The sequence below is a fragment of the Streptomyces sp. NBC_01017 genome, assembly GCF_045162795.1.
Taxonomy (GTDB): Bacteria; Actinomycetota; Actinomycetes; order Streptomycetales; family Streptomycetaceae; genus Streptomyces; species Streptomyces machairae.
Genome location: NZ_CP108683.1, coordinates 3286439 through 3309141, shown reverse-complemented (window position 1 = coordinate 3309141; position 22703 = coordinate 3286439). Strand labels below are relative to the sequence as shown.

General features: G+C 70.0%; 18 protein-coding genes. 9 read left to right on the top strand and 9 right to left on the bottom strand.

The features are described 5' to 3' along the window. Positions 1 to 90 precede the first annotated feature (90 nt). The 5 genes from OG331_RS15125 to OG331_RS15105 all read left to right on the top strand — a co-directional run bounded on the left by OG331_RS15125 (position 91) and on the right by OG331_RS15105 (position 7244). Positions 91 to 849: an NUDIX domain-containing protein gene (locus OG331_RS15125; RefSeq protein ID WP_406196233.1), complete on the top strand. Its 759-nt coding sequence runs from the start codon at positions 91 to 93 to the stop codon at positions 847 to 849. A gap of 384 nt (positions 850 to 1233) precedes the next feature. Next, positions 1234 to 3210: an ATP-binding cassette domain-containing protein gene (locus OG331_RS15120; protein WP_406196231.1), complete on the top strand. Its 1977-nt coding sequence runs from the start codon at positions 1234 to 1236 to the stop codon at positions 3208 to 3210. A gap of 163 nt (positions 3211 to 3373) precedes the next feature. Then, the gene (locus tag OG331_RS15115) at positions 3374 to 4261 is read left to right on the top strand and encodes a FadR/GntR family transcriptional regulator (protein WP_406196228.1); all 888 of its coding nucleotides are present in this window, start codon (positions 3374 to 3376) and stop codon (positions 4259 to 4261) included. Positions 4262 to 4687: 426 nt separating this feature from the next. Then, a complete protein-coding gene (locus tag OG331_RS15110; RefSeq protein ID WP_406196225.1) occupies positions 4688 to 6223 on the top strand; it encodes an RNA polymerase sigma factor in 1536 nt (511 codons plus the stop codon). Positions 6224 to 6386: 163 nt separating this feature from the next. Continuing rightward, on the top strand, positions 6387 to 7244 hold the full coding sequence (locus OG331_RS15105; protein WP_406196223.1) for a S1 family serine peptidase: 858 nt from the start codon (positions 6387 to 6389) through the stop codon (positions 7242 to 7244). Between the two features lie 110 nt (positions 7245 to 7354). Here OG331_RS15105 and OG331_RS15100 read toward each other — a convergent pair whose 3' ends face one another. After that, the gene (locus tag OG331_RS15100; RefSeq protein WP_053848812.1) at positions 7355 to 7585 is read right to left on the bottom strand and encodes a hypothetical protein; all 231 of its coding nucleotides are present in this window, start codon (positions 7583 to 7585) and stop codon (positions 7355 to 7357) included. Positions 7586 to 8030: 445 nt separating this feature from the next. Here OG331_RS15100 and OG331_RS15095 point away from each other — a divergent pair, with 445 nt between their 5' ends. From OG331_RS15095 to OG331_RS15085, 3 genes are all read left to right on the top strand, one after another. Further along, positions 8031 to 10151, top strand: a complete 2121-nt coding sequence (locus tag OG331_RS15095) for a type IIA DNA topoisomerase subunit B (RefSeq protein WP_406196220.1) — start codon at positions 8031 to 8033, stop codon at positions 10149 to 10151. A gap of 251 nt (positions 10152 to 10402) precedes the next feature. Then, entirely contained in the window at positions 10403 to 10828 is a 426-nt protein-coding gene (locus OG331_RS15090; protein WP_406196218.1) for a DUF485 domain-containing protein, read from the top strand. Continuing rightward, positions 10825 to 12417, top strand: a complete 1593-nt coding sequence (locus OG331_RS15085; RefSeq protein ID WP_406196216.1) for a cation acetate symporter — start codon at positions 10825 to 10827, stop codon at positions 12415 to 12417. The genes OG331_RS15090 and OG331_RS15085 overlap by 4 nt, the downstream gene beginning before the upstream one ends. 134 nt (positions 12418 to 12551) lie before the next feature. Here OG331_RS15085 and OG331_RS15080 read toward each other — a convergent pair whose 3' ends face one another. The 7 genes from OG331_RS15080 to OG331_RS15050 form a co-directional block, all read right to left on the bottom strand. Further along, entirely contained in the window at positions 12552 to 13232 is a 681-nt protein-coding gene (locus OG331_RS15080; protein WP_406196213.1) for a response regulator, read from the bottom strand. Then, positions 13229 to 14905 carry an ATP-binding protein gene (locus tag OG331_RS15075; protein WP_406196209.1) on the bottom strand — a complete coding sequence of 559 codons (1677 nt, stop codon included), beginning with the start codon at positions 14903 to 14905 and terminating at the stop codon, positions 13229 to 13231. The genes OG331_RS15080 and OG331_RS15075 overlap by 4 nt, the downstream gene beginning before the upstream one ends. 107 nt (positions 14906 to 15012) lie before the next feature. After that, complete coding sequence (locus tag OG331_RS15070) at positions 15013 to 15954, bottom strand: sucrase ferredoxin (protein WP_406196206.1); 942 nt, start codon at positions 15952 to 15954, stop codon at positions 15013 to 15015. Between the two features lie 307 nt (positions 15955 to 16261). Next, positions 16262 to 16963 carry a DUF6082 family protein gene (locus OG331_RS15065; protein ID WP_406196203.1) on the bottom strand — a complete coding sequence of 234 codons (702 nt, stop codon included), beginning with the start codon at positions 16961 to 16963 and terminating at the stop codon, positions 16262 to 16264. Positions 16964 to 17085: 122 nt separating this feature from the next. Beyond that, the gene (locus OG331_RS15060) at positions 17086 to 17220 is read right to left on the bottom strand and encodes a hypothetical protein (RefSeq protein ID WP_406196200.1); all 135 of its coding nucleotides are present in this window, start codon (positions 17218 to 17220) and stop codon (positions 17086 to 17088) included. 263 nt (positions 17221 to 17483) lie between these two features. Next, positions 17484 to 17723 carry a hypothetical protein gene (locus OG331_RS15055; RefSeq protein ID WP_406196197.1) on the bottom strand — a complete coding sequence of 80 codons (240 nt, stop codon included), beginning with the start codon at positions 17721 to 17723 and terminating at the stop codon, positions 17484 to 17486. Between the two features lie 234 nt (positions 17724 to 17957). After that, positions 17958 to 18512 carry a DUF6082 family protein gene (locus OG331_RS15050; RefSeq protein ID WP_406196195.1) on the bottom strand — a complete coding sequence of 185 codons (555 nt, stop codon included), beginning with the start codon at positions 18510 to 18512 and terminating at the stop codon, positions 17958 to 17960. A gap of 322 nt (positions 18513 to 18834) precedes the next feature. Here OG331_RS15050 and OG331_RS15045 point away from each other — a divergent pair, with 322 nt between their 5' ends. Further along, positions 18835 to 19899, top strand: coding sequence for a CobW family GTP-binding protein (locus OG331_RS15045; RefSeq protein WP_406196192.1), 1065 nt, complete (start codon positions 18835 to 18837; stop codon positions 19897 to 19899). Here OG331_RS15045 and OG331_RS15040 read toward each other — a convergent pair. Then, positions 19896 to 22352: a DNA topoisomerase (ATP-hydrolyzing) subunit A gene (locus OG331_RS15040; protein WP_406196189.1), complete on the bottom strand. Its 2457-nt coding sequence runs from the start codon at positions 22350 to 22352 to the stop codon at positions 19896 to 19898. The genes OG331_RS15045 and OG331_RS15040 overlap by 4 nt on opposite strands. Positions 22353 to 22703 lie beyond the last annotated feature (351 nt).

The window sequence follows — 22703 nt, the reverse complement described above, 5'->3', positions numbered from 1 at the left end:
TGAGGCCCACACCGGGACCGAATTGGATCAGTCATCGATGAGGCCGACGAAGGGAGTGTTTATCGTCAAGCAGACGACTATGATCGCCGCATGCCCTACGACCCGTCAGCGTTTCCGCCCTTTGCCGTCACCGTGGACCTGGTCGTGCTGACCGTGCGCCGCCATGCCCTGTGCGCGCTGGCGGTGCGCAGGGGCGAGCCGCCGTTCCAGGGGCGCTGGGCACTGCCGGGTGGGTTCGTACGGGCCGACGAGGACTTGGCGCAGGCAGCCGCGCGCGAGTTGGCCGAGGAGACCGGGCTGAGGGCCCACGACCCGGCTGTCCCGGCGCAGGACAACGGCGCCCACCTGGAGCAGCTCGCGACCTACGGTGACCCCAAGCGGGATCCGCGGATGAGGGTGGTCAGCGTTGCCCACCTGGCGCTGGCCCCCGACCTCCCGGCCCCCCGCGCGGGCGGCGACGCCAGCAACGCCCGCTGGGCGCCGGTCGACGAACTCCTGCAGCAGGGCGGTTACGGCCGCGACAGCGAACCGGTCGCACCGCTCGCCTTCGACCACGCCCAGATCCTGTCCGACGGAGTGGAGCGTGCCCGCTCCAAGATCGAGTACTCGTCGCTGGCCACGGCGTTCTGCCCCACGGAGTTCACCGTCGGTGAACTGCGCCGGGTCTACGAGGCCGTGTGGGGCGTGGCGCTCGACCCGCGCAACTTCCACCGCAAGGTGACGGGCACGCCGGGCTTCCTCGTCCCGACCGGCGGTACCACCACGCGCCAGGGCGGCCGTCCCGCCCAGCTTTTCCGCGCCGGCGGAGCCACGCTGCTCAACCCCCCGATGCTGCGGCCCGAGGTCTGACGCGGACCAGAAGCGCGGCGTGGACCGGGACGCACCCTCGACGCCGAGGCGGGCTCGGGATCGACGTCATGGGATCCGAACGGGGCTCAGGGGCAAGGATCACGGCATGCGACCGGGCTCAGGAGCAAGGGTCACGTGATCCGAACGCGGCTCGGGAACCGGGGCGACGGGTCCCGAACGCGGCTTGGGAACATGCGCCACACGTCCCGAACGCGGCTCAGGAACGTGGGCCACGGGTCCCGGACAGTGGTCGAGAACGAGGGCCACAGGCCCCGAACAGCGCTCGGAAACGAGGACCTCGAAATCCCTCCAAGCCGAATCCCGCCTGCGCAGCGGGCCTTGCCCTACCCGAAAAAACGGACATAGCGCGCTATCTTGCTGCGAGTGATCCAGGCCATCGGACTGACCAGCGACCCGCGCAAGGAGCTTCCTCCTGCCGTCGACGACGTCTCCTTCGAGGCCCACGCGGGCCGCGTCACCGCGCTGCTCGGGGCGTCGGGAGCGGGCAAGACGACGGTGCTCAGACTCATGCTCGAACTCCAACGGGGCCGTGGAATCACCTACTTCAGGGGCCGCCCCCTGCACCGCATCGCCCATCCTTCGCGCGAAGTCGGCGTGCTGCTGGGCGACCTCCCCGGGCACCCGGCGCGCACGGTCCGTGGGTATCTGCGCATGCTGTGCGCCGCCGCGGGCGTTCCGGCCCGGCGCGCCGACGAAGTCCTGGAGGTGGTCGGGCTCGTCAGCCTGCGCGAGGAACGCCTCGGCACCCTCTCGCGCGGCATGGACCGTCGCCTCGGCCTGGCCTGCGCGCTGCTGGCCGACCCGCACACCCTCGTCCTCGACGGCCCCGCCGCGGGGCTCTCGGGCCGCGAGAGCCGCTGGCTGCACGGCATGCTGCGGGCGCACGCGGCTCAGGGCGGCACGGTCCTGCTGACCACGGCCGACCCGAAGGAGGCCGCGCGCACCGCCGACCGGGTCGTCACGCTGAAGCGAGGCCGACTCGTCGCCGATCAGGATGCCGCCGACTTCGCCCGTACCCGGCTGCGCCCCCGCGTCGCCGTCCGCACCCCCCACGCCTCCCGCTTCGCCTCCCTGCTCACCAAGGAGGCGCGCACCGCACACCGTTCCGTCGAGGTCGTACGCGAGAGCGGCAATCGTCTGTCCGTGTACGGCAGTACGTGCGCCGATGTCGGCGAGACCGCGTTTCGCCACGGCATCCTCGTCCACCAACTCGCCGACGAGATCGGGGACATGGGCCCCGGCGCCGGGGTGGGCCCCCAGCCGACCGAACCGCGAACCGGCGAGGTGCCGCACACGTCGGACGTCGAATTGGCCGCTGCCGGTGGCCGTGGGCGCAGGACCACGGCGCCGCAGGCGCCGGACGCAGGGTCGGCCCCAGCCACCGCGCAGGAGGCGTCGGCATCAGCCTCGAGCGCATCCGCGGAGGTTCCGCAGGCACGGGCAGGCGTTCCGCGACCGGCCGACGCAGCCACCGCCGGGGCGTCCGCGCAGGCCGCCGCATCGTCGCGTCCGCCGGGTTCCGCTGCCGTCGCTCTCCCCGATCTCCCGCCCCCCATCTCCGTCCGCCCCGCCCCCAGCCCCCTCCGCCCCCTCCGCTACGAGCTCCGGCGTGCCCTCGGTGTCGGTACCAGCTTCGTCACCGGCGCCGCCGTGCTCGTGGTGTCAGCCCTCACCGCAGTACTGCTGGCACGCGTCGGGCACACGCCGCAGGCGCGGCTGATGGCCGGGTGGCCGCAGCAGTTCCCGCTGCCGCCCGCGGCGCTCGGCGCCGGGCTCCTCGGCGCGATCGCGTTCGGCGACGAGTTCCGCCACCCCGCCCTGGCGGCGGATCGCGGCACCGTGCCCCGTCGGCTGGGGCTGCTGGCCGCGAAACTCCTCGTCGCCACCGTCACCGCGCTGGTGCTGGCCGTCCTCACCGTGGGCTGTGACACCGAAGTGCTCTATCTCGTATACGGACCGGAGCTCGCGGAGGTTCCCGCGGACTGGCTTTCGCTGAGCGTGAGTTGGATCGGCCTCATGATCGGCTGCGCATGGGCCGGAGTCCTCGCGGCGGGCCTCTTCCGGTCCACCACGGCCGGGCTCGCGGCGGTGGTCGCCGTGCCCATCGTCGTCGTACCCCTCGTACAGAAGGTCCTCGAAGGACCGTCTGTACGGACGGCGGCCGGGTTTCCGCTGCGGCTGCGGGAGCTGGTCCTGTCGCAGTGGCCGTTCGGGGGAGAGCGCTATCTGGAAGCCGTCGCGCGTGTCGTCGCCCAACCCGTCGGCGGCGCCCTGACGTTGTCGCTCACCGCCCTGCTCTGCGCCTACCTGCTCACGACCCTGCGTGGCAGGGTCCGATGACGACCATCCGTGCCGCTACCGTTCCTGTCGTGCGCACAACTCCCCGGGGGAAGCCCATTTCTTTCCGATAAGGCGTCAATTGCGACGGGGTGAGCGATCACCCTTTCGTGTGCTTTTCACCAAAGACCTCAAGGGAGTTGAGGACGGCGCCGACAAAGGATGCGTGAGTACCCTTGCGCACACCATGATGACCGCCGCCCGCTCCGCAGACTCCGGCCTCGCCGGCCCGGGCGAACTCGACCGCTACCCCTACGCCGAGGCCCCCGTCGCCGACCGCGTCGGCGCCCCCGTCTGGGACGGCGGGGACCCGGAGCTGGGCCGCGTGGGCCGGCGCGCCGCCGGCAGCCGCGGACGCGGGCTGCACGGCCAACTCGTCCAACAGCTCGGCCAGATGATCGTCTCCGGCGACCTGGGCGCCGACCGTCCGCTCGTGCCCGAGGAGATCGGCCAGCGGTTCGAGGTCTCCCGCACCGTCGTCCGAGAGTCGCTCCGTGTCCTGGAGGCCAAGGGCCTGGTCAGTGCCCGTCCGAACGTCGGCACGCGCGTGCGTCCCGTCAGTGACTGGAACCTCCTCGACCCGGACATCATCGAATGGCGGGCCTTCGGACCGCAGCGCGACGACCAGCGCCGGGAGCTCAGCGAGCTGCGCTGGACGATCGAGCCGCTGGCCGCCCGCCTCGCCGCCGGGCACGGGCGCGATGACGTCCAGCAGCGGCTCGGTGACATGGTCGAGATCATGGGCCACGCGATGGGGCAGGGTGACGTGCTCACGTTCTCCCGCGCCGACGCCGAGTACCACTCGTTGCTCATCCAGGTCGCGGGCAACCGCATGCTGGAGCACCTTTCGGGGATCGTCTCGGCCGCCCTCCAGGTCTCCGGCGGGCCCGTGACGGGCTGCGACCGGCCGAATGAGGCGTCGCTGGCGCAGCACGGCAGGATCGTCGACGCCCTTGCCGCCGGTGACGGCGCGGCCGCCGAGGCGGCCATGCGCCAGCTGCTCACCGTCCACCCCGAGGTCGAGCGCGTGGTGCCCGCGCCCCGCGAGCACTGACCGCGCCACCGGGTGGCGCGGCCGGGATGCCTCCCCCTCCTGTGGCATCTCCCGGTCTGCGCTCCCACCCCCGTCGGACCCGCAGGATCCAGTACGGATCCTGCGGGTCCGACGGTGCGACGAGGCCGTGAAATCGCCGTACAGTGCATGGTTCGGGCCGTGGGCGACCTGTTATGTCTGCGTCTGTCTGCTTTTGATCGGTTACGGGATGTGACTCGGGCCACGCAGAATGGGCGTAACGCTTGGGGAAACAGCGCGATGACCTAAGAGGTGACTGCCGAGGAGGGAATACGGACGCCGCTCCAGGCGCTGTGATTCTTCCCGGCCCCCGCCCGCACCGTCGGCCCAATCCCCAAGCCGGTGGTCGGCTCCTGTCCGCCGTGGACGGGGCCGGAAGCCGTTTTCCAACGTTCCGAGAGGTTGTTCGTGTCGGCCAGCACATCCCGTACGCTCCCGCCGGAGATCGCCGAGTCCGTCTCTGTCATGGCTCTTATCGAGCGGGGAAAGGCTGAGGGGCAGATCGCCGGCGACGATGTGCGTCGGGCCTTCGAAGCTGACCAGATTCCGGCCACTCAGTGGAAGAACGTACTGCGCAGCCTCAACCAGATCCTCGAGGAAGAGGGTGTGACGCTGATGGTCAGTGCCGCGGAGCCCAAGCGCACCCGTAAGAGCGTCGCAGCGAAGAGTCCGGTCAAGCGCACCGCAACGAAGACGGTCGCGGCGAAGACGGCGACCGCCAAGAAGGCCACCGCCACCGCCACGCCCGAGGCGTCCGCCGACGAGCCCGCCGTCGAGGACGACGCCCCCGCCAAGAAGGCCGCTGCCAAGAAGACGACCGCCAAGAAGGCGGCTGCGAAGAAGACCGTCGCCAAGAAGACGGCGGCCAAGAAGACCACCGCAGGCAAGAAGGACGACGCCGAGCTCGTCGAGGAAGAGGCCCTCGAGGACGCCCCCAAGAGCGGCGACGAGCCTGAGGGCACCGAGAGCGCCGGCTTCGTACTGTCCGACGAGGACGAGGACGACGCGCCCGCGCAGCAGGTCGCGGCCGCCGGTGCCACCGCCGACCCGGTCAAGGACTACCTCAAGCAGATCGGTAAGGTCCCGCTGCTCAACGCCGAGCAGGAGGTCGAGCTCGCCAAGCGCATCGAGGCCGGTCTGTTCGCCGAGGACAAGCTGGCCAACGCCGACAAGCTCGCCCCGAAGCTCAAGCGCGAGCTGGAGATCATCGCCGAGGACGGCCGCCGCGCCAAGAACCACCTCCTGGAGGCCAACCTCCGTCTGGTGGTCTCCCTGGCCAAGCGCTACACCGGCCGCGGCATGCTCTTCCTGGACCTCATCCAGGAGGGCAACCTCGGTCTGATCCGCGCGGTCGAGAAGTTCGACTACACCAAGGGCTACAAGTTCTCCACGTACGCCACCTGGTGGATCCGTCAGGCGATCACCCGCGCCATGGCCGACCAGGCCCGCACCATCCGTATCCCGGTGCACATGGTCGAGGTCATCAACAAGCTCGCGCGCGTCCAGCGCCAGATGCTCCAGGACCTGGGCCGCGAGCCCACCCCGGAGGAGCTTGCCAAGGAACTCGACATGACCCCCGAGAAGGTCATCGAGGTCCAGAAGTACGGCCGCGAGCCCATCTCCCTGCACACCCCGCTCGGCGAGGACGGCGACAGCGAGTTCGGTGACCTCATCGAGGACTCCGAGGCCGTCGTCCCGGCCGACGCGGTCAGCTTCACGCTTCTGCAGGAGCAGCTGCACTCGGTCCTCGACACCCTGTCCGAGCGCGAGGCGGGCGTCGTCTCCATGCGCTTCGGCCTCACCGACGGTCAGCCGAAGACCCTCGACGAGATCGGCAAGGTCTACGGCGTGACGCGCGAGCGGATCCGCCAGATCGAGTCCAAGACCATGTCGAAGCTGCGCCACCCGTCGCGGTCCCAGGTGCTGCGCGACTACCTCGACTAGGTCGCATCCGTCGCATCCGTACGACACACAAGGCCCGGCCCCCGAGTGGGGACCGGGCCTTCGTGCTGTCGGGGGCCGCTCTTCGGGCCGGCGCGCGGGTGCGGGGTCGGGCGGGCTGAATCACTCTGGGTGTCCCACGACCACTCCAGAGTGAGGAGCGTGCATGCGACGTCCCATTATCCGGGCCCTCGCCCGGCCGCTGGTCCTGGCGGCCGTGGCGGCTGCCATACCGTTGGCGTCCGCCGCCCCCGCGGCTGCCGACAGTGTCGTCGTCGGCGGCTTCCCGGTCGATGTGTCCGACAGTCCCTGGACCGTGGCGCTGTCCAGCCGTGACCGGTTCGGGGGTACGCGGGCGGGCCAGTTCTGCGTCGGTGTGGCGGTCGGCCGGACCACCGTGCTCACCGCGGCCCACTGCCTCAGCGAGGAGGTCATGGGGGCCCCGCCCCGCCAGGTACGCGACTTCACCGTCATCACGGGCCGTACGGACCTCGTGTCCGGCCGGGGCCAGGAGATCCGGGTCCGCGACAGCTGGGTGAACCCGGCCTACGACGATGTCAGCAACGCCGGCGACTTCGCAGTGCTCTCCCTCGCCCAGCCCCTTCCCGCGAGCTCGGTCATCAGGATGGCTCGCGCCGGCGATCCCGCCTACGTGCCCGGGACACCGGCCCTGGTCTACGGGTGGGGAGACGTCACGGGGGCGGGCGACTACCCGCGGAGCCTGCGGGCGGCACGCGTGCACGTGCTGCCCGACACCCTGTGCAAGCAGGCGTACCCGGGCGGTGGTGACGGCAGATACCAGGCCGCCAGCATGGTCTGCGCCGGGGAACGGGAAGGCGGCCGGGATGCCTGTCAGGGGGACAGCGGAGGGCCCCTGGTCGCCCAGGGGAAGCTGATCGGGCTCGTGTCCTGGGGTACCGGCTGCGGCCGCGCGGGCAGTCCCGGTGTCTACACGCGGGTGTCCGAGGTCGTGCGGAGCCTGGGGTGGCGGGCCGCGGGAGCCGAGCGCCATGCCGACGGCTGACAGGGCCTGAGGGCTCGCGGGGCATGAGCGCGGGCGGCCGCCCCTGCTTCTCAGGGGCGGCCGCCCGTCAACCGGCCTGTGCCGGAGCTGGCTCGTCGTTAATGCGAGGTTCAGCGCTCTTCTTCGGACGCCGATGCGGGAACGGCCGTCAGCCGCTCCGTCTCGTCCTGTATCTCAGCGGCGATCTTCTTGAGTTCCGGCTCGAACTTGCGGCCGTGATGGGCGCAGAAGAGCAGTTCTCCGCCGCTCAGCAGGACGACACGCACGTACGCCTGGGCGCCGCAACGGTCGCAGCGGTCAGCGGCCGTCAGCGGGCTCGCGGGGGTCAGAACAGTAGTCACGTCGCCTCTTCTCTAGCTCGACGAGCTGTCGTACCAGGGTCAACATCCAACCAGCCCCAAAACGTTCCCGCTCGCGGCTTCTCTCAGAGAGAAATTCTTTCCGGGGCGGCTGGCTGCTGCCGGTTTGGCGGCGAATGTGCCGTAGTGCGTCTTTGTCTTGCTTACGGTTTCGCGCTGTCGGTCAAGGTCGGGTCCCTCCGGCTGGGTTGCCGGTTGTTCATGAGGACGTGCCCGGAGCCTAAATGGTTCATGCCTGGAAGGGAACGTGATATGTGCTTCACTCCAACGAGGGATCGAACACGCATGCGACTCTGGTCTAGTCTGGGTTTCACACGAGGGTGGCGTTACAACGGCTCTACCAGGCCTCGGTACCCTCTTGACGGCGACCGAAGCCGCGCCCTTACCCACAAGGGCCTCATCTGAAATTCAGCGAGGAGCGAACCGCGTGACCGCCGAGACGTCCGTGCCGTCCACAGCGCTGCTGGCAGGAGCAGACCTGGACGGTTCCAACTACACCGCGCGGCACCTGCTCGTCCTCGAGGGCCTCGAGGCCGTGCGCAAGCGCCCGGGCATGTACATCGGGTCGACCGACAGCCGTGGTCTCATGCACTGCCTCTGGGAGATCATCGACAACTCCGTCGACGAGGCTCTCGGTGGCTACTGCGACCACATCGACGTGATCCTCCACGACGACGGGTCCGTGGAGGTCAGGGACAACGGCCGGGGCATCCCGGTCGACGTCGAGCCCAAAACCGGCCTGTCCGGCGTCGAGGTCGTGATGACCAAGCTTCACGCCGGCGGCAAGTTCGGCGGCGGCTCCTACGCCGCCTCCGGCGGTCTGCACGGCGTGGGCGCCTCCGTGGTGAACGCCCTGTCCGCGCGACTGGACGTCGAGGTGGACCGCAGCGGCCACACGCACGCCATCAGTTTCCGCCGTGGTGTCCCCGGAGCCTTCGCCGCGGACGGCCCGAACGCCAAGTTCGAGACCGGCGGCCTGCGCAAGACCAAGAAGATCCCCAAGACCCGCAACGGCACGCGCGTGCGGTACTGGGCCGACCGCCAGATCTTCCTCAAGGACGCCAAGCTGTCCCTGGACACGCTGCACCAGCGCGCCCGCCAGACCGCGTTCCTGGTGCCCGGCCTGACCATCGTCGTCCGCGACGAGCTCGGCCTGGGCGACGGTGGCAGCAAGGGCGAGGAGTCCTTCCGCTTCGACGGCGGCATCAGCGAGTTCTGCGAGTACCTGGCCAGCGACAAGCCGGTGTGCGACGTCCTCCGCTTCTCGGGCCAGGGCACCTTCAAGGAGACCGTCCCGGTCCTGGACGAGCACGGCCAGATGACGCCCACCCAGGTCACGCGTGAGCTCGACGTCGACGTCGCGATGCGGTGGGGCACGGGCTACGACACGACCCTGAAGTCGTTCGTGAACATCATCGCCACCCCCAAGGGCGGCACCCACGTCGCGGGCTTCGAGACGGCCGTGGCGAGCACCATGAACGAGGTGCTGCGCACCAAGAAGATGCTGCGCGTCGCCGAGGACGACATCGTCAAGGACGACGCCCTGGAGGGCCTCACCGCGGTCGTCACGGTCCGCCTCGCCGAGCCGCAGTTCGAGGGCCAGACCAAGGAGGTCCTCGGCACCTCGGCGGCCCGGCGCATCGTGAACACCGTGATCTCCAAGGAGCTCAAGGCGTTCCTGACGTCCACGAAGCGGGACGCCGCGGCCCAGGCCCGGGTCGTCATGGAGAAGGCCGTCGCCGCCGCCCGTACGCGCATCGCGGCCCGCCAGCACAAGGACGCGCAGCGCCGTAAGACGGCCCTGGAGTCCTCCTCGCTGCCGGCCAAGCTCGCCGACTGCCGCAGCGACGACGTCGACCGCAGCGAGCTGTTCATCGTCGAGGGAGACTCCGCGCTCGGCACCGCCAAGCTCGCCCGGAACTCCGAGTTCCAGGCGCTGCTGCCGATCCGCGGCAAGATCCTCAACGTCCAGAAGTCGTCCGTCACCGACATGCTCAAGAACGCCGAGTGCGGCGCGATCATCCAGGTCATAGGAGCGGGGTCGGGCCGGACCTTCGACATCGACGCCGCCCGCTACGGCAAGATCATCATGATGACCGACGCCGACGTCGACGGCTCCCACATCAGGACGCTGCTGCTGACGCTGTTCCAGCGCTACATGCGGCCGATGATCGAGGCGGGCCGGGTGTTCGCGGCCGTGCCGCCGCTGCACCGGATCGAGATCGTCCAGCCCAAGAAGGGGCAGGACAAGTACGTGTACACGTACTCGGACCGTGAACTGCGCGACAAGCTCATGGAGTTCCAGAGCAAGGGCATCCGCTACAAGGACTCCATCCAGCGGTACAAGGGTCTCGGCGAGATGGACGCCGACCAGCTGGCCGAGACGACGATGGACCCGCGTCACCGGACCCTGCGCCGGATCAGCCTCACCGATCTGGAGGCCGCCGAGCGGGTCTTCGATCTGCTGATGGGGAACGACGTGGCGCCGCGCAAGGAGTTCATCTCCAACTCGGCGGCCACGTTGGACCGGTCGCGCATCGACGCGTAGTCGCTGCACAGCGCTGCCCCGGCCCAAGCCGGCACAGCGCTGTGCAGGCTTGGGCCGGGGCCGGCCTCGGCTTCGCCTTTGGCCGGCTTGGGATCTCACCCGCACCGCCCGTGCGGCATCGCCGTCGGGTGCGGGTGGCCCCTGTGGGGCTTTTCACCATTGGCGGCTGCCGCACTCCCGCGGTCACCTGATGGGGTGAAGCCCCCGGAGAAGGCGATCCGGGGATCTTTCCGTTCTGTCCATGCTTGGGCATGCACTCAAGCCGCGATCCCTGGTACGACGCCCTCGCCTCCGGATGGGGGGAGTCGGGCGCCGTGGACGTCCCGGAGACTGTTTCGCCGGGCGCGGCCGATGTGTACCTCGAGGTGCAGCGGAGCGCGGCTTTCCAGGAGGTGCGCAGTCGGTACCGGCGGTTTGTGGTGCCGGCTGTTGTGATCTTCCTCTCGTGGTACGTGGCGTACGTCGTGGCCGCCACGACCGCGCCGGAGCTGATGGCCCGGCCCGTGGCGGGCGCCGTGAACGTGGCGATGCTGGCCGGCCTCGGACAGTTCTTCACCACCTTCCTGCTCACCTGGGCCTATGCCCGTCACGCGCGACTGCGCCGGGACCGGGCGGCGCTCGAACTGCGCTGGGACACGCAAGAGTTGGCCCGCCTCACCAGGGGAGGTGCCGCGTGACGCACGACCACCAGACGCCGGCGCTGATTCTGTTCAGCTTGTTCGTCGCGATCACGCTGGCGATCACGACCTGGGTGAGCCGCAACCGGCGTGGTTCCGCAGAGGAGTTCTACGCGGGCGGCCGGCTCTTCTCGCCCATGGAGAATGGTTTTGCCATCGCGGGTGACTACATGTCGGCCGCCTCCTTCCTCGGCATCTCGGGGCTCATCGCCCTCTTCGGCTACGACGGGATGCTGTACTCGGTGGGCTTCCTCGTGGCCTGGCTGGTGGTGCTGTTCCTCGTCGCCGAACTCGTGCGCAACTGCGGGCGGTTCACGCTCGCCGACGTGGTCGCCGCACGGATGCGGGAGCGCCCCGTGCGGATCGCGCTGGGAACTTCCTCGGTCACCGTGTCCGTTCTGTATCTGGTGGCGCAGATGGTGGGCGCGGGCACCCTGGTCGCGCTGCTGCTCGGGGGCAAGGGCGAGGCGGCGCAGGCCTGGACCGTCATCGGCGTCGGTGCGCTCATGGTGATCTATGTGTCGTGGGGAGGGATGCGGGCCACCACGTGGATTCAGATCGTCAAGTCGGTCCTGCTGCTCGGCGGCACCGTGGCGTTGACCGTGCTCGTCCTGCTGCGCTTCCACGGCGACTTCGACCGGCTGCTGGTCACGGCGGCCGAGCGCAGTGGTCACGGCGCGGCGTTCCTGGCACCCGGGCTGAAGTACGGCGTTGACTGGACGGCCCGGTTCGACTTCATCAGTCTCGGCCTCGCGCTGGTGCTGGGCACGGCGGGGCTGCCGCACATCCTGTCCCGCTTCTACACCGTGCCCACCGCTCGCGCGGCTCGGCGGTCGGTGGTGTGGGCGATCGGGCTCATCGGCGGCTTCTACCTGATGACGATCGTGCTGGGCTTCGGCGCGGCCGCGATCGTCGGGCCCGAGGCCGTACGCGGGTCGAACGCGGCCGGGAACACGGCAGTTCCGCTGCTCGCCCTCGATCTCGGCGGCGGCGCGGACTCCACGGGAGGAACGGTTCTCTTTGCCGTCGTGGCCGCCATCGCCTTCGCCACGATCCTCGCCGTGGTCGCCGGAATCACGCTCGCCTCCTCGGCGTCCGTGGCCCACGACCTGTACGCCTCGCTACGACCGCGGCGCGCCAAGCCCCGCAGCGAAGTTGCCGTGGCGCGTGTCGCGGCGGTCGGCATCGGCGTGGTCGCGATCGCCCTCGGACTGCTGGCCCGCGACCTCAACGTCGCCTTCCTCGTGGGACTCGCCTTCGCCGTCGCCGCGTCCGCCAATCTGCCGGTGCTGCTCTACTCCTTGTTCTGGCGGGACTTCACCACGCGGGGCGCCGTATGGGCCGTCTACGGCGGCCTGATCCCGGCCGTGGTGCTGGTGGTGCTCTCGCCGGTCGTGTCGGGCAGCCCCGAATCGCTGTTCCCCGGCGTCGACTTCCAGTACTTCCCCCTGCAGAACCCGGGCCTCGTCTCGATCCCGCTGGGCTTTGTCGCGGGCTGGCTCGGCACGCTCATCTCGTCCGAGGCACCCGACGAGGCCAAGCACGCGGAGGTCGAGGTGCGGTCGCTGACGGGGGCGGGGGCCGTATAGGCGCGATGGTCGAAGCGGGCGGGGACGCCCGCACCGTCATGGCAATGCGGCGAGCGGTCGGGTGATACGTTGCGCGGCCCGCATCCGTATGAAGAAGGGGCACGGTTCCTTCCCCCGCCCCCACGGGCCGTGCCTCAGGCGCGGGTCGCCCACACGTAACGGTGTTCCGGGCGACCCGCGTCACCGTACTTGAGGGTGAGCCGGGCCCGCCCCGTGCGCTCCAGGAGCTTGAGATAGCGCTGGGCGGTCTGACGGCTCACTCCGGTCCGCTCGGCGATCTCCTGGGCCGACAGCGGGCCTTCGGCGTTCATCAGGGCGCGGCGTACGAGTTCCGCGGTGGTGGGGGAGTGGCCCTTGGGCAGGTCGGGCTCCGAAGACGCCGACAGGGCGCCGAAGATGCGGTCCACCTCGGCCTGCTCCGCCTCACCGCCCCCGTCCAGGGTGCGGCGCAGTTCGCCGTACGCCTCCAGCTTGGCGCGCAGGCCCGCGAAGGCGAACGGCTTGACCAGGTACTGCAGCGCCCCGTGCCGCATCGCCGCCTGCACGGTCGACACGTCCCGCGCCGCCGTCACCATGATCACGTCGGCCTGGTGGCCGCGCCGGCGCATCTCCTGGACGACTGAGAGGCCCGTCCCGTCGGGCAGATAGTGATCCATGAGGACCAGGTCCACGCGGGGCAGCTCCTCCACCTGGCGAAGCGCCTCGGCCGCGCTGTGCGCCTCGCCGGCCACGTGGAATCCCGGCACCTTCTCGACGTAGGCGGCGTTGACCCGCGCCACGCGCGTGTCGTCGTCCACGACCAGGACCTCGATCATCGCGACTCCTCCTCGGCGACGGTCTGCGCATCTGACGGCACGGCGAGGGCAGGCTCCAGATCCGGCTCGGCGAGTGCTTCGGGCAGGACGACGGTGAACTCCGCGCCGCCGCCGGCCGCCTCGCCCACCGTTGCGGTGCCACCCTGCCGTTCGGCGAACCTGCGCACCAGGGAGAGGCCGATGCCGCGCTCACGGTGGGCCGGGGGCTTCTTGGTGGACCACCCCTCGGTGAAGATCAACTCGCGCTGCTCCTCGGGGATTCCCGGCCCCGTGTCGCGTACCCGGAGGGTCGCCGTCCGCCCCTCGGCACGCAGTTCGACCTCCACGTGCGCGTGCGCGGTGCCCGCGGCGGCGTCCAGAGCGTTGTCCACGAGGTTGCCGACGATCGTGACGAGCCCCCGGGGGTCGATCAGCCGGTCCGGGAGCCCGGTGCGGTCCGAGAGACGCAGCGCGACGCCCCGCTCGGCCGCGACGGTCGCCTTGCCCACCAACAGGGCGGCGAGCAGCGGGTCCTGGATCTTCTCGGCGACCTGCTCGGCGGTGTCACGGTGGTCGCCGACCACCTCGCCGACGAACTCCACGGCGTCGTCGTACATCTCCAGTTCGAGCAGTCCGAGGAGCGTGTGCATGCGGTTGGCGTGCTCGTGGTCCTGGGCGCGCATGGCGTCGATCAGGCCGCGCGTGGAGTCGAGTTCCCGGCCGAGCTGCTCCAGCTCGGTGCGGTCGCGCAGGGTGGCGACGGCGCCGCCGTCGTCGGTGGGCATGCGGTTGGCGACCAGGACACGCTGACCGCGGACCGTGAGCAGATCGGTGCCCGTCACCCGGCCGGCCAGCACGTCGGTCGTACGGCCCCCGCCGAGCGCCTCGTCGAGGGACCGGCCGACGGCCTCGTCGCCGAGGCCCAGCAGGCGCCGCGCCTCGTCGTTGAGGAGGCGGATGCGGCCGGTGCGGTCCAGGGCGACGACACCCTCCCGGATGCCGTGCAGCATCGCCTCGCGCTCCGCGAGCAGCGCCGAGATGTCGGAGAAGGCCAGGTCGCGGGTCTGCCGCTGGACCCGGCGGGAGATGAGCCAGGCGGCCAGCGCGCCGACCGCCAGGGCGCCGCCCGCGTAGGCGAGCAGCCCCGGGATCGCGTGCAGCAGACGGGCCCGCACGCTGTCGTAGGCGATACCGACCGAGACGGCTCCGATGATCCTTCCGTCGTCGTCGCGCAGCGGCACCTTGCCGCGGGCGGTGCGGCCCAGGGTGCCGTCGTCGATCTGCATGACCTCGTGGCCCGCGAGGGCCTGGCCCGGGTCGGTCGAGACGATTCTGCCGACCTCGCCCGGGGTGGGGTGGGACCAGCGCACCCCGCGCCGGTCCATCACGACGACGTACTCGGCCTTGGTGGCCTCGCGGATCCGCTCCGCCTCCCGCTGGACCGGCCCGCCGGTCGTCGCGGGGGTGCTCGCCAGATCCTCGGCGATATCCGGCTGTGCCGCGGTGGTCTGCGCGATCGACAGCGCGCGCCGCATCGCCTGGTCGTCCAGCTGGTCGCTGAGCGGGGCGAGGAACAGACCGGTCGCGAGCACCGCGACTCCCGCGGCGATCGCCACCTGCATCAGCAGCACCTGCGCGAACATCCGCCGGGGCAGAGCGAGGCGCAGGCGACGTGCGGGGGTAGTGCGGCTCATACCCATGACGGTACGTGGGCCTTTCGGCGCTCCTGGAGGGGTGTGGCGTGGATCTCTTGATCAATGTCGGGCAGCCGGTCCACCCGACGGTGGGCCGGCGCCCCTGATCAGCCGGCGACTGCCGTTGTCACCGTGCGCTCACGCACCGCCACGACGTCCATCCGCGCGGGTGAGCCGAGCACCGAACCGCAGCTCTCGGGCCGCGGCGGCACGGACGCCCCCTGTGCGACGACGACCCGCCAGTGGCGCCCGTCCACGTGCGCGACCGTCACTTCCCACCGCGGGGCCGCGCCGTCCGTGCGTACGACACTCAGGGCTTCGGCGGCGTACTCGCCCACGGCCGAGCGCACGGCCAGCTCGGCCGCCTGGCCCGGTCGCTCCCAGGCCGAGTTCCCGCGGCACCCCGCCACGACGATCCGGCCCTCCTGGACGCTGTGCAGGACATCCTTGACGGCGTGGGCCTGCGCCCGGCCGTAGGCATAGCCGTACGGCAGCACGAGCAACGTCGGTGAGAACCGGTGTCCGCCCAGATGGGTGACCTCCCAGACGCCGTCCACGCCGGAGGCGGCGAGCTCGGCAGCGAGAGGGCGGCCGAGGAGCGCGCAGCAGCGGTCGCGCTTGCCGTTGGTGCAGACGAGCGCGAGCGGGTCGCCGGTGTGGGGCTGCCCCTGGAGCGCCGAGCCGAAGGAGCGGTGGTCGCCCTTGCCGAGCGCGGCGAAGTCCAGGTCGAGCAGCTGCCGGGGGTCGCGGGTGGTGGCGGAGTGCAGCCATACGTTGCCGGGTGCGGTGTGGGCCGCGTAGACCCGGCGCTCGGCCAGGGTCCCGCAGTCGGCGTGCCGACCGGGGCGGCGGATCAGCGCGACCCGCACGCCCGTGCCCTGCGCGGCCGCCTCCAGGGCGCGACCCAGAGCGGGATCCAGGTGGCTCTGCGTGAGCGCCTTGGCACCCCACGGGCCGGGCTGCTCGAGCAGCAGCCAGGTCGTCGCGGTCGCCGCGGTCCCCGCGATGGGCTCGTCGAGGTCCTGCGAGACGGTTGAGCACGTACTCACAGAGGTGAGCCTAACCTGACTTGCGTGGTGGTGGCGGCTCGAGGGGCGAGTGCGCACCCCGGTAATGCGCCCCTCCCGCGCCGTAATGCGCTCCCGTGCTTCTCTTCCTGTGGACGGCCGTCCTGCTCCCGGTAGTGCCTGTGGTGGTTTCGGACCTGTGTACCCGCTCGGTCGCATACGCAGCGGTTGGTCATGGAACTCTGCGTGCTGCCACGCGAGAGGTTCACACCGACGTTCGCCGGCTGCGCGGTATGTGGGGCCGGAGGCGCATGTGGCGGTGCCTGCCAGAGACTGACGGCGTCTCGCCTCACGGGGTCGGAGGTGAGCCCTGCCGGCGCGACTCGTGGATCGCCTGCTCGAAGATCCTGAACAGGCGTCCTTCGTCGCTGTCGGCCGGGAGGATCTCCTTTGCGCTGCGTGAAGCCCTCCAATATCGATCGAAGGCCGGGCTCTGGACGAGGGTTTGAACGCGAGCCACCAATTCCGCCTCGGTGATGTTTCCCCACTTGTAGAGCAGCAGGTAGTGGCTGAAGGTCAGGTTGGCGAAGAGGTTCTGCCGAAGTGTCTGAGGCGGCTCACCAGGGAAGTCGTTCCACACCTCGGCCAGCGTGGGATCGTCCATCGCCAGCTGGGTCAGCTGCACATGCAGAGCGCGCAGGTCCGACTCCGCGCTCCGGTGCAGTTCGGCACGCGAAGAGGCGAGTTCCTCACGCTGCAGGGCGAGTTCGTGACGCTGCATGCGTATCTCGCGTTGCTGCATGAGGAGGGTGGCCACGAGCAGGATGAGCGCGAGCCCGGAGAAGACCGCGCTCACTCCGCCGAAATAGTCCCCCAGGGCGCTGCGTTCCATCGCGGTGGGTCTGTCGCCGTTGGCTTTCTCGACGCCGCTGACGAGCCAGCCGCTCACGACGATGGAAGCGGCACCCACCAAGGCCGTGCCGGCGATCGCCGCCGTACCCCAAGCGCACATGGTCATCGCCGAGCGCCAGAACTCGCGGCGTGTCGCCATCGGCCCCTCCCGCGGATCTGCGGAAGTCTTCCCATGGCTCACAGGGGGAAACGGCTCTTGCCCAGGGCGGCTGAAAAGGGTGGGGATGCCTGCCCCAGGGGACCGGTGCAGGCATCCGACTGTCAGCCCACCTCGAGGTGAGCGATGGCGCACGCGAGGGTGTAGGGGTCTACGACCACGACGATCTCGGTGTGGGCCAGCGGCCGCATCGCCGGATACGCCTCGCGGATCTCAGCTGTCCGCTCTGTGCCGATCACTGCGATGCGGTGGTCTGAGAGCTCGAAGACATCTGGGCAGTTCGCACCGCAGGTGCTGCCCCGCAGGCGCGGAGGCAGCCCGATGCGTCTCTGTATGCGGAGGTGTGTGGGGGGCAGCCGGCAAGCGGTCTTGCGCCCGAGACGGATGGCCATCCTGGTCCCTTCAGGGGTCGTGACTAGGGAGGACTAACCGGTGTGTGGACGGCATGGGAGGGGAGGGCCGCCTCCTGTGAAGTACGGGTGTCGGCGGGCTCCCTGAGCGGTCAGGCTTCCGGGATGTCGGCCTTGGCCCTGACGAGGGTCTCCCGGGTGATGACGACGATTCGCTCGTAGTCGGCTCGGGACGCGTCGGAGGGGAGCTCCCCGTCGAGCTTGTCCGTGATGTCCGTACCGATCACGGCGAAGTTCCCGTCGGCCAACTCGAAGATGTCGGGGCAGTTCCCTCCACCCACGCTTCCTCGAGCGCGCGGAGATACACCGATCCGACGGATGATCTGACTCACTGTTGTTCCCTTTTGTCCATGGCTGAAGAACTGAGTGACGGCGGCTGCGGGGTGCGGGCAGCCCTGTGGGGGTGCACTCGTCATCCGGCGGCATGAGCAACGCTCTTGTGGGGTTGCTCGACGCGATCAGGCGTGAGTCAACCCCAGCGGTCTTTGGGACAACTGAAGACTTGACCCGTTTGTTATCGCCCGCGGGTGTGATTCTCGACTTGGGCCTTGCCTGCGAGCCCGATGTCAGCTCGGCGGTTCGCCGACCACCCACCACTCGTCGGAATCCGCGTCTTCAAGCTGGTGCAGCAAGTCGTCGATCATCTTCCCGATCTCGGCTTCGTCTGAGCCTTCCGCGAGCGTGGCCCGCTGCCCCTGGGTCGCGTACCAGTACTCCCTGACGACCGGGTTCTGCAGAAGACCCCGGACGTAGCCGAAGAGCTCGTCCCGGCTGATGTTGCCGATGCGGTAGTAGAAGAGGGCGTTCGTATAGAGAGCGTTGGCGAAGAGGTACTGGCGACGCTTCTGCGGCGATGTGGGAACTTCGAAGATGTCGAGTACCTCGGCCAGCTCCGGGCTGTCGATCGCCTTGCTCAGCAGCTCCCAGTGCAGATGCTGTTGATTGGCCAGGTTGATGTGGCGCTGGTCGTGCGCGACCTGCTCCAGGTGACCCGTGCGCGTGCGTAACGAATCGATCGCATGGCGTTGCGCAGCCAGGACCGCGAGGGCGCCGGTGGCCAGGCCGATCCCGGCTGCCGCAGCGGCGCGCAGCACGCCTGCCCGAGTTTTCCGTGTGGCCATGTCAATTACCCCCGATCAAACGGCCGTCCGCCGGTCGTCGGGGTGCGGGTCGACTGGAGGGAACCGGCGAGCCGTGGGCGGCGCTTGCCATCTCCCAGAGTGCCGAGCGGCTCTGATCGGCGGGGAGGCGGAGAGGCGGCGCACGGAGGGAAGCGAGGGTCGCACGCTCCAGCGCCTTGCCCAACGTCTGCCCGGCAAGTGCTGCTAACAATCGTTCACTTCGCAGTGATTCTTCCGGCTCGTATCCTGGGTCGGCATTCAATCTTCGTACGCGCGCCGACCCGCGAGCCGGTGCACCCGTCGGCGTGAGAAAGGTCGCACGTTGAGCCAGCCGAACCCCGGTCCGCAGCAGATTCCGGTCGTCGTCCTCGCCGGATTCCTCGGTTCCGGCAAGACGACTCTGCTCAACCACCTCCTCCACCGCAGCGGCGGCACCCGCATCGGCGCCATCGTCAACGACTTCGGTGCCATCGAGATCGACGCCATGGCCGTCGCCGGCGCGCTCGGCGACTCCACCGTCTCTCTCGGGAACGGCTGCCTGTGCTGTGCCGTCGACTCCAGTGAGCTGGACGTCTACCTGGAGCGGCTCGCCCGGCCCGCCACCGGCATCGACGTCATCGTCATCGAGGCCAGCGGGCTCGCCGAGCCCCAGGAACTCGTGCGCATGGTGCTCGCCAGCGAGCATCCGGGCATCGTGTACGGCGGACTCGTCGAGGTCGTCGACGCTGCCGAGTTCGAGGACACGCGCGCCAAGCACCCCGAGATCGACCGGCATCTCGCCCTCGCCGACCTGGTCGTCGTCAACAAGCTCGACCGTGCGGTGGACGGGGAGCACGTCCTCGGGCTGGTCCGCGAGCTCACCGACGGCGCCGCCGTGGTCCCCGCCGCCCATGCCCGTATCGACCCCGAGTTCCTCTTCGACTGCCGGCCCGGCGAGGAGCGCATCGGGCAGCTGTCCTTCGACGACCTGCACGGGCACCATGAGCCTGATCAGGACCACACCGGCCACCTGCACACCGGCTACGACAGCCTCTCCTTCACCTCCGAGACCCCCCTCGACCCGCGCCGGCTGATCGCCTTCCTCGACAGCAGGCCGGAGGGGCTGTACCGGATCAAGGGGTACGTCGACTTCGGGCCGCACGACACCGTGAACCGCTACGCCGTGCACGCTGTCGGGCCGTTCCTGCGCTTCTACCCGGAGCCCTGGCCGGCCGCCGACGCCCGCCTCACCCAGCTCGTGCTCATCGGCTCCGGCATCGATACCGCTGCCCTGGCCAAGGAGCTGGAGGCGTGCAAGAGCGACGCCCCACACGCCGACGAGCACGGCATGTGGGGCGTTCTGCGCTACGTACAGGACCCGGAGGACGGGGCCTTCGAGGAGGCCTAGACCGGGCCGGCCACCACCGCCACCGTCTTCGGCAGCGACAGCCCCGAGCCGTCACGGCGCGGGTCGATCTCCGGGAGCTCGGCCGGCGTGCCGTTCTTCTGCGCGGCCCGTGCCGGGACGGCGCCCGCCCAGGCCAGGGCCAGGCAGTCCTCGCCCTTGAGGAACCGCTGGCAGCGCACGCCTCCGGTGGCGCGGCCCTTGCGGGGGTACTGGTCGAACGGGGTCAGCTTGGCCGTCGTCTGGACCGAGTCGTCCAGCGTGCCGCGCGAGCCCGCGACCGTGAACACCACCGCGTCGACCGCCGGGTCCACGGCCGTGAAGGAGATCACCTTCGCGCCCTCGGTGAGCTTGATGCCCGCCATACCGCCCGCGGCGCGGCCCTGCGGGCGGACCTGCGAGGCCTGGTAGCGCAGCAGCTGTGCGTCGTCCGTGATGAAGACCAGGTCCTCCTCACCCGTGCGCAGCTCGATCGCGCCGACGATCCGGTCGCCCTCCTTCAGGGTGATGACCTCCAACTCGTCCTTGTTGGTCGGGTAGTCGGGCACCACGCGCTTGACGACGCCTTGTTCCGTGCCGATCGCCAGGCCGGGGGAGGACTCGTCGAGCGTGGTCAGGCAGACCAGGGTCTCGTCGCCCTCCAGGGAGACGAACTCCGACAGGGGCGCGCCGCCCGAGAGGTTCGGCCGCGACGCGGTCTCCGGCAGCTGCGGCAGGTCGACGACGTTGATCCGCAGCAGTCGGCCCGTGGACGTCACCGCGCCCACCTCGCCGCGGGCCGTGGCCGGCACCGCCGAGATGATCACGTCGTGCTTGGAGCGCTTCGCCTCGCCGTCCTCCGCGAACGGGCCGCCGTTCGCCGTACGGGCCAGCAGACCCGTCGAGGACAGCAGCACCCGGCACGGGTCGTCCGCCACCTGAAGCGACACGGTGGGGATCTGCGAACCCGCCGACTCCAGCAGGACCGTACGCCGCTCGGTACCGAACTTCTTGGCGACCGACGCCAGTTCCGCGGAGACCAGCTTGCGCAGCTCCGCGTCCGAGTCGAGGATCCGCGTCAGCTCGGCGATCTCCCCGTTCAGCCGCTCCTTCTCCGCCTCCAGCTCGATGCGGTCGTACTTGGTGAGACGGCGCAGCGGCGTGTCGAGGATGTACTGGGTCTGGACCTCGCTCAGCGAGAAGCGCTCCATCAGGCGCTCCTTCGCCTGCGCGGAGTTCTCGCTGGAGCGGATCAGGCGGATGACCTCGTCGATGTCCAGCAGCGCCGTGAGCAGGCCCTCGACCAGGTGCAGGCGGTCGCGGCGCTTGGTGCGGCGGAACTCGCTGCGGCGCCGGACGACCTCGAAGCGGTGGTCGAGGTAGACCTCCAGCAGCTCCTTCAGGCCCAGGGTGAGGGGCTGGCCGTCGACCAGCGCGACATTGTTGATGCCGAAGGACTCCTCCATCGGCGTCAGCTTGTACAGCTGCTCCAGGACCGCCTCCGGCACGAAGCCGTTCTTGATCTCGATGACCAGGCGCAGGCCGTGCTCGCGGTCGGTGAGGTCCTTGACGTCGGCGATGCCCTGCAGCTTCTTCGAGCCGACCAGGTCCTTGATCTTGGCGATCACCTTCTCCGGGCCGACCGTGAAGGGCAGTTCGGTGACGACGAGACCCTTGCGGCGGGCCGTCACGGTCTCGATCTCGACCGTGGCGCGGATCTTGAAGGTGCCGCGGCCCGTCTCGTACGCGTCCCGGATGCCCGCCAGGCCGACGATCCGGCCGCCGGTGGGCAGGTCGGGGCCCGGGACGTGCTTCATCAGGGTTTCCAGATCCGCGTTCGGGTGGCGGATCAGGTGGCGGGCGGCCGCGATGACCTCGGAGAGGTTGTGCGGCGGCATGTTCGTGGCCATGCCGACAGCGATGCCCGAGGCGCCGTTGACCAGGAGGTTCGGGAAGGCGGCCGGCAGCGCCACCGGCTCCCGCTCCTGGCCGTCGTAGTTGGGCGTGAAGTTGACCGTGTCCTCGTCGATCGACTCGGTCATCAGGCTGGTCGCGTCGGCCTGCCGGCACTCGGTGTACCGCATGGCGGCCGGCGGGTCGTCGTTGCCCAGTGACCCGAAGTTGCCGTGGCCGTCGACCAGTGGGACGCGCATCGAGAAGGGCTGGGCCATGCGCACCAGGGCGTCGTAGATCGACGCGTCGCCGTGCGGGTGCAACTTACCCATGACCTCGCCGATGACGCGGGCGCACTTCACATAGCCGCGGTCGGGGCGCAGGCCCATCTCGTTCATCTGGTAGACGATGCGACGGTGCACCGGCTTGAGGCCGTCGCGGGCGTCCGGCAGGGCGCGGGAGTAGATGACCGAGTACGCGTACTCGAGGAAGGAGCCCTGCATCTCGTCGACGACGTCGATGTCGAGGATCTTCTCCTCGTACGAGTCCTCGGGCGGCGGGTTCTTCGTGCTGCGGCGGGCCATCGCTGCCGGCTCCTCTGTTTCTGGTCGCTCGAGCGTTTGCGGATCTGACGCGGACCATTGTGGACCGCGGCACTGACAACCACCGACCAGGACCCGATGTTGGGCTCCGACCCGGCATCGCAGAAGTGTCGCCGACGCCGGGCCTCCACCGCGACACAGGGGCGGGGCGAGGCGCGAACATCACTGTCCGGGACCGCGCTTGCGACCGGACGGGCCGAAGGCAAGCGCGCGCCGCGAGACCGTTCACCCGCCGGAGTGATCGGCGGGCACCGTGCCAGGTCGCGGGGTGTGCGGGCCCGCCTGAGGCCCCCGGGCACGGTCGGCGCGTGCCGGGCCTGCCCCGTTCGGCAG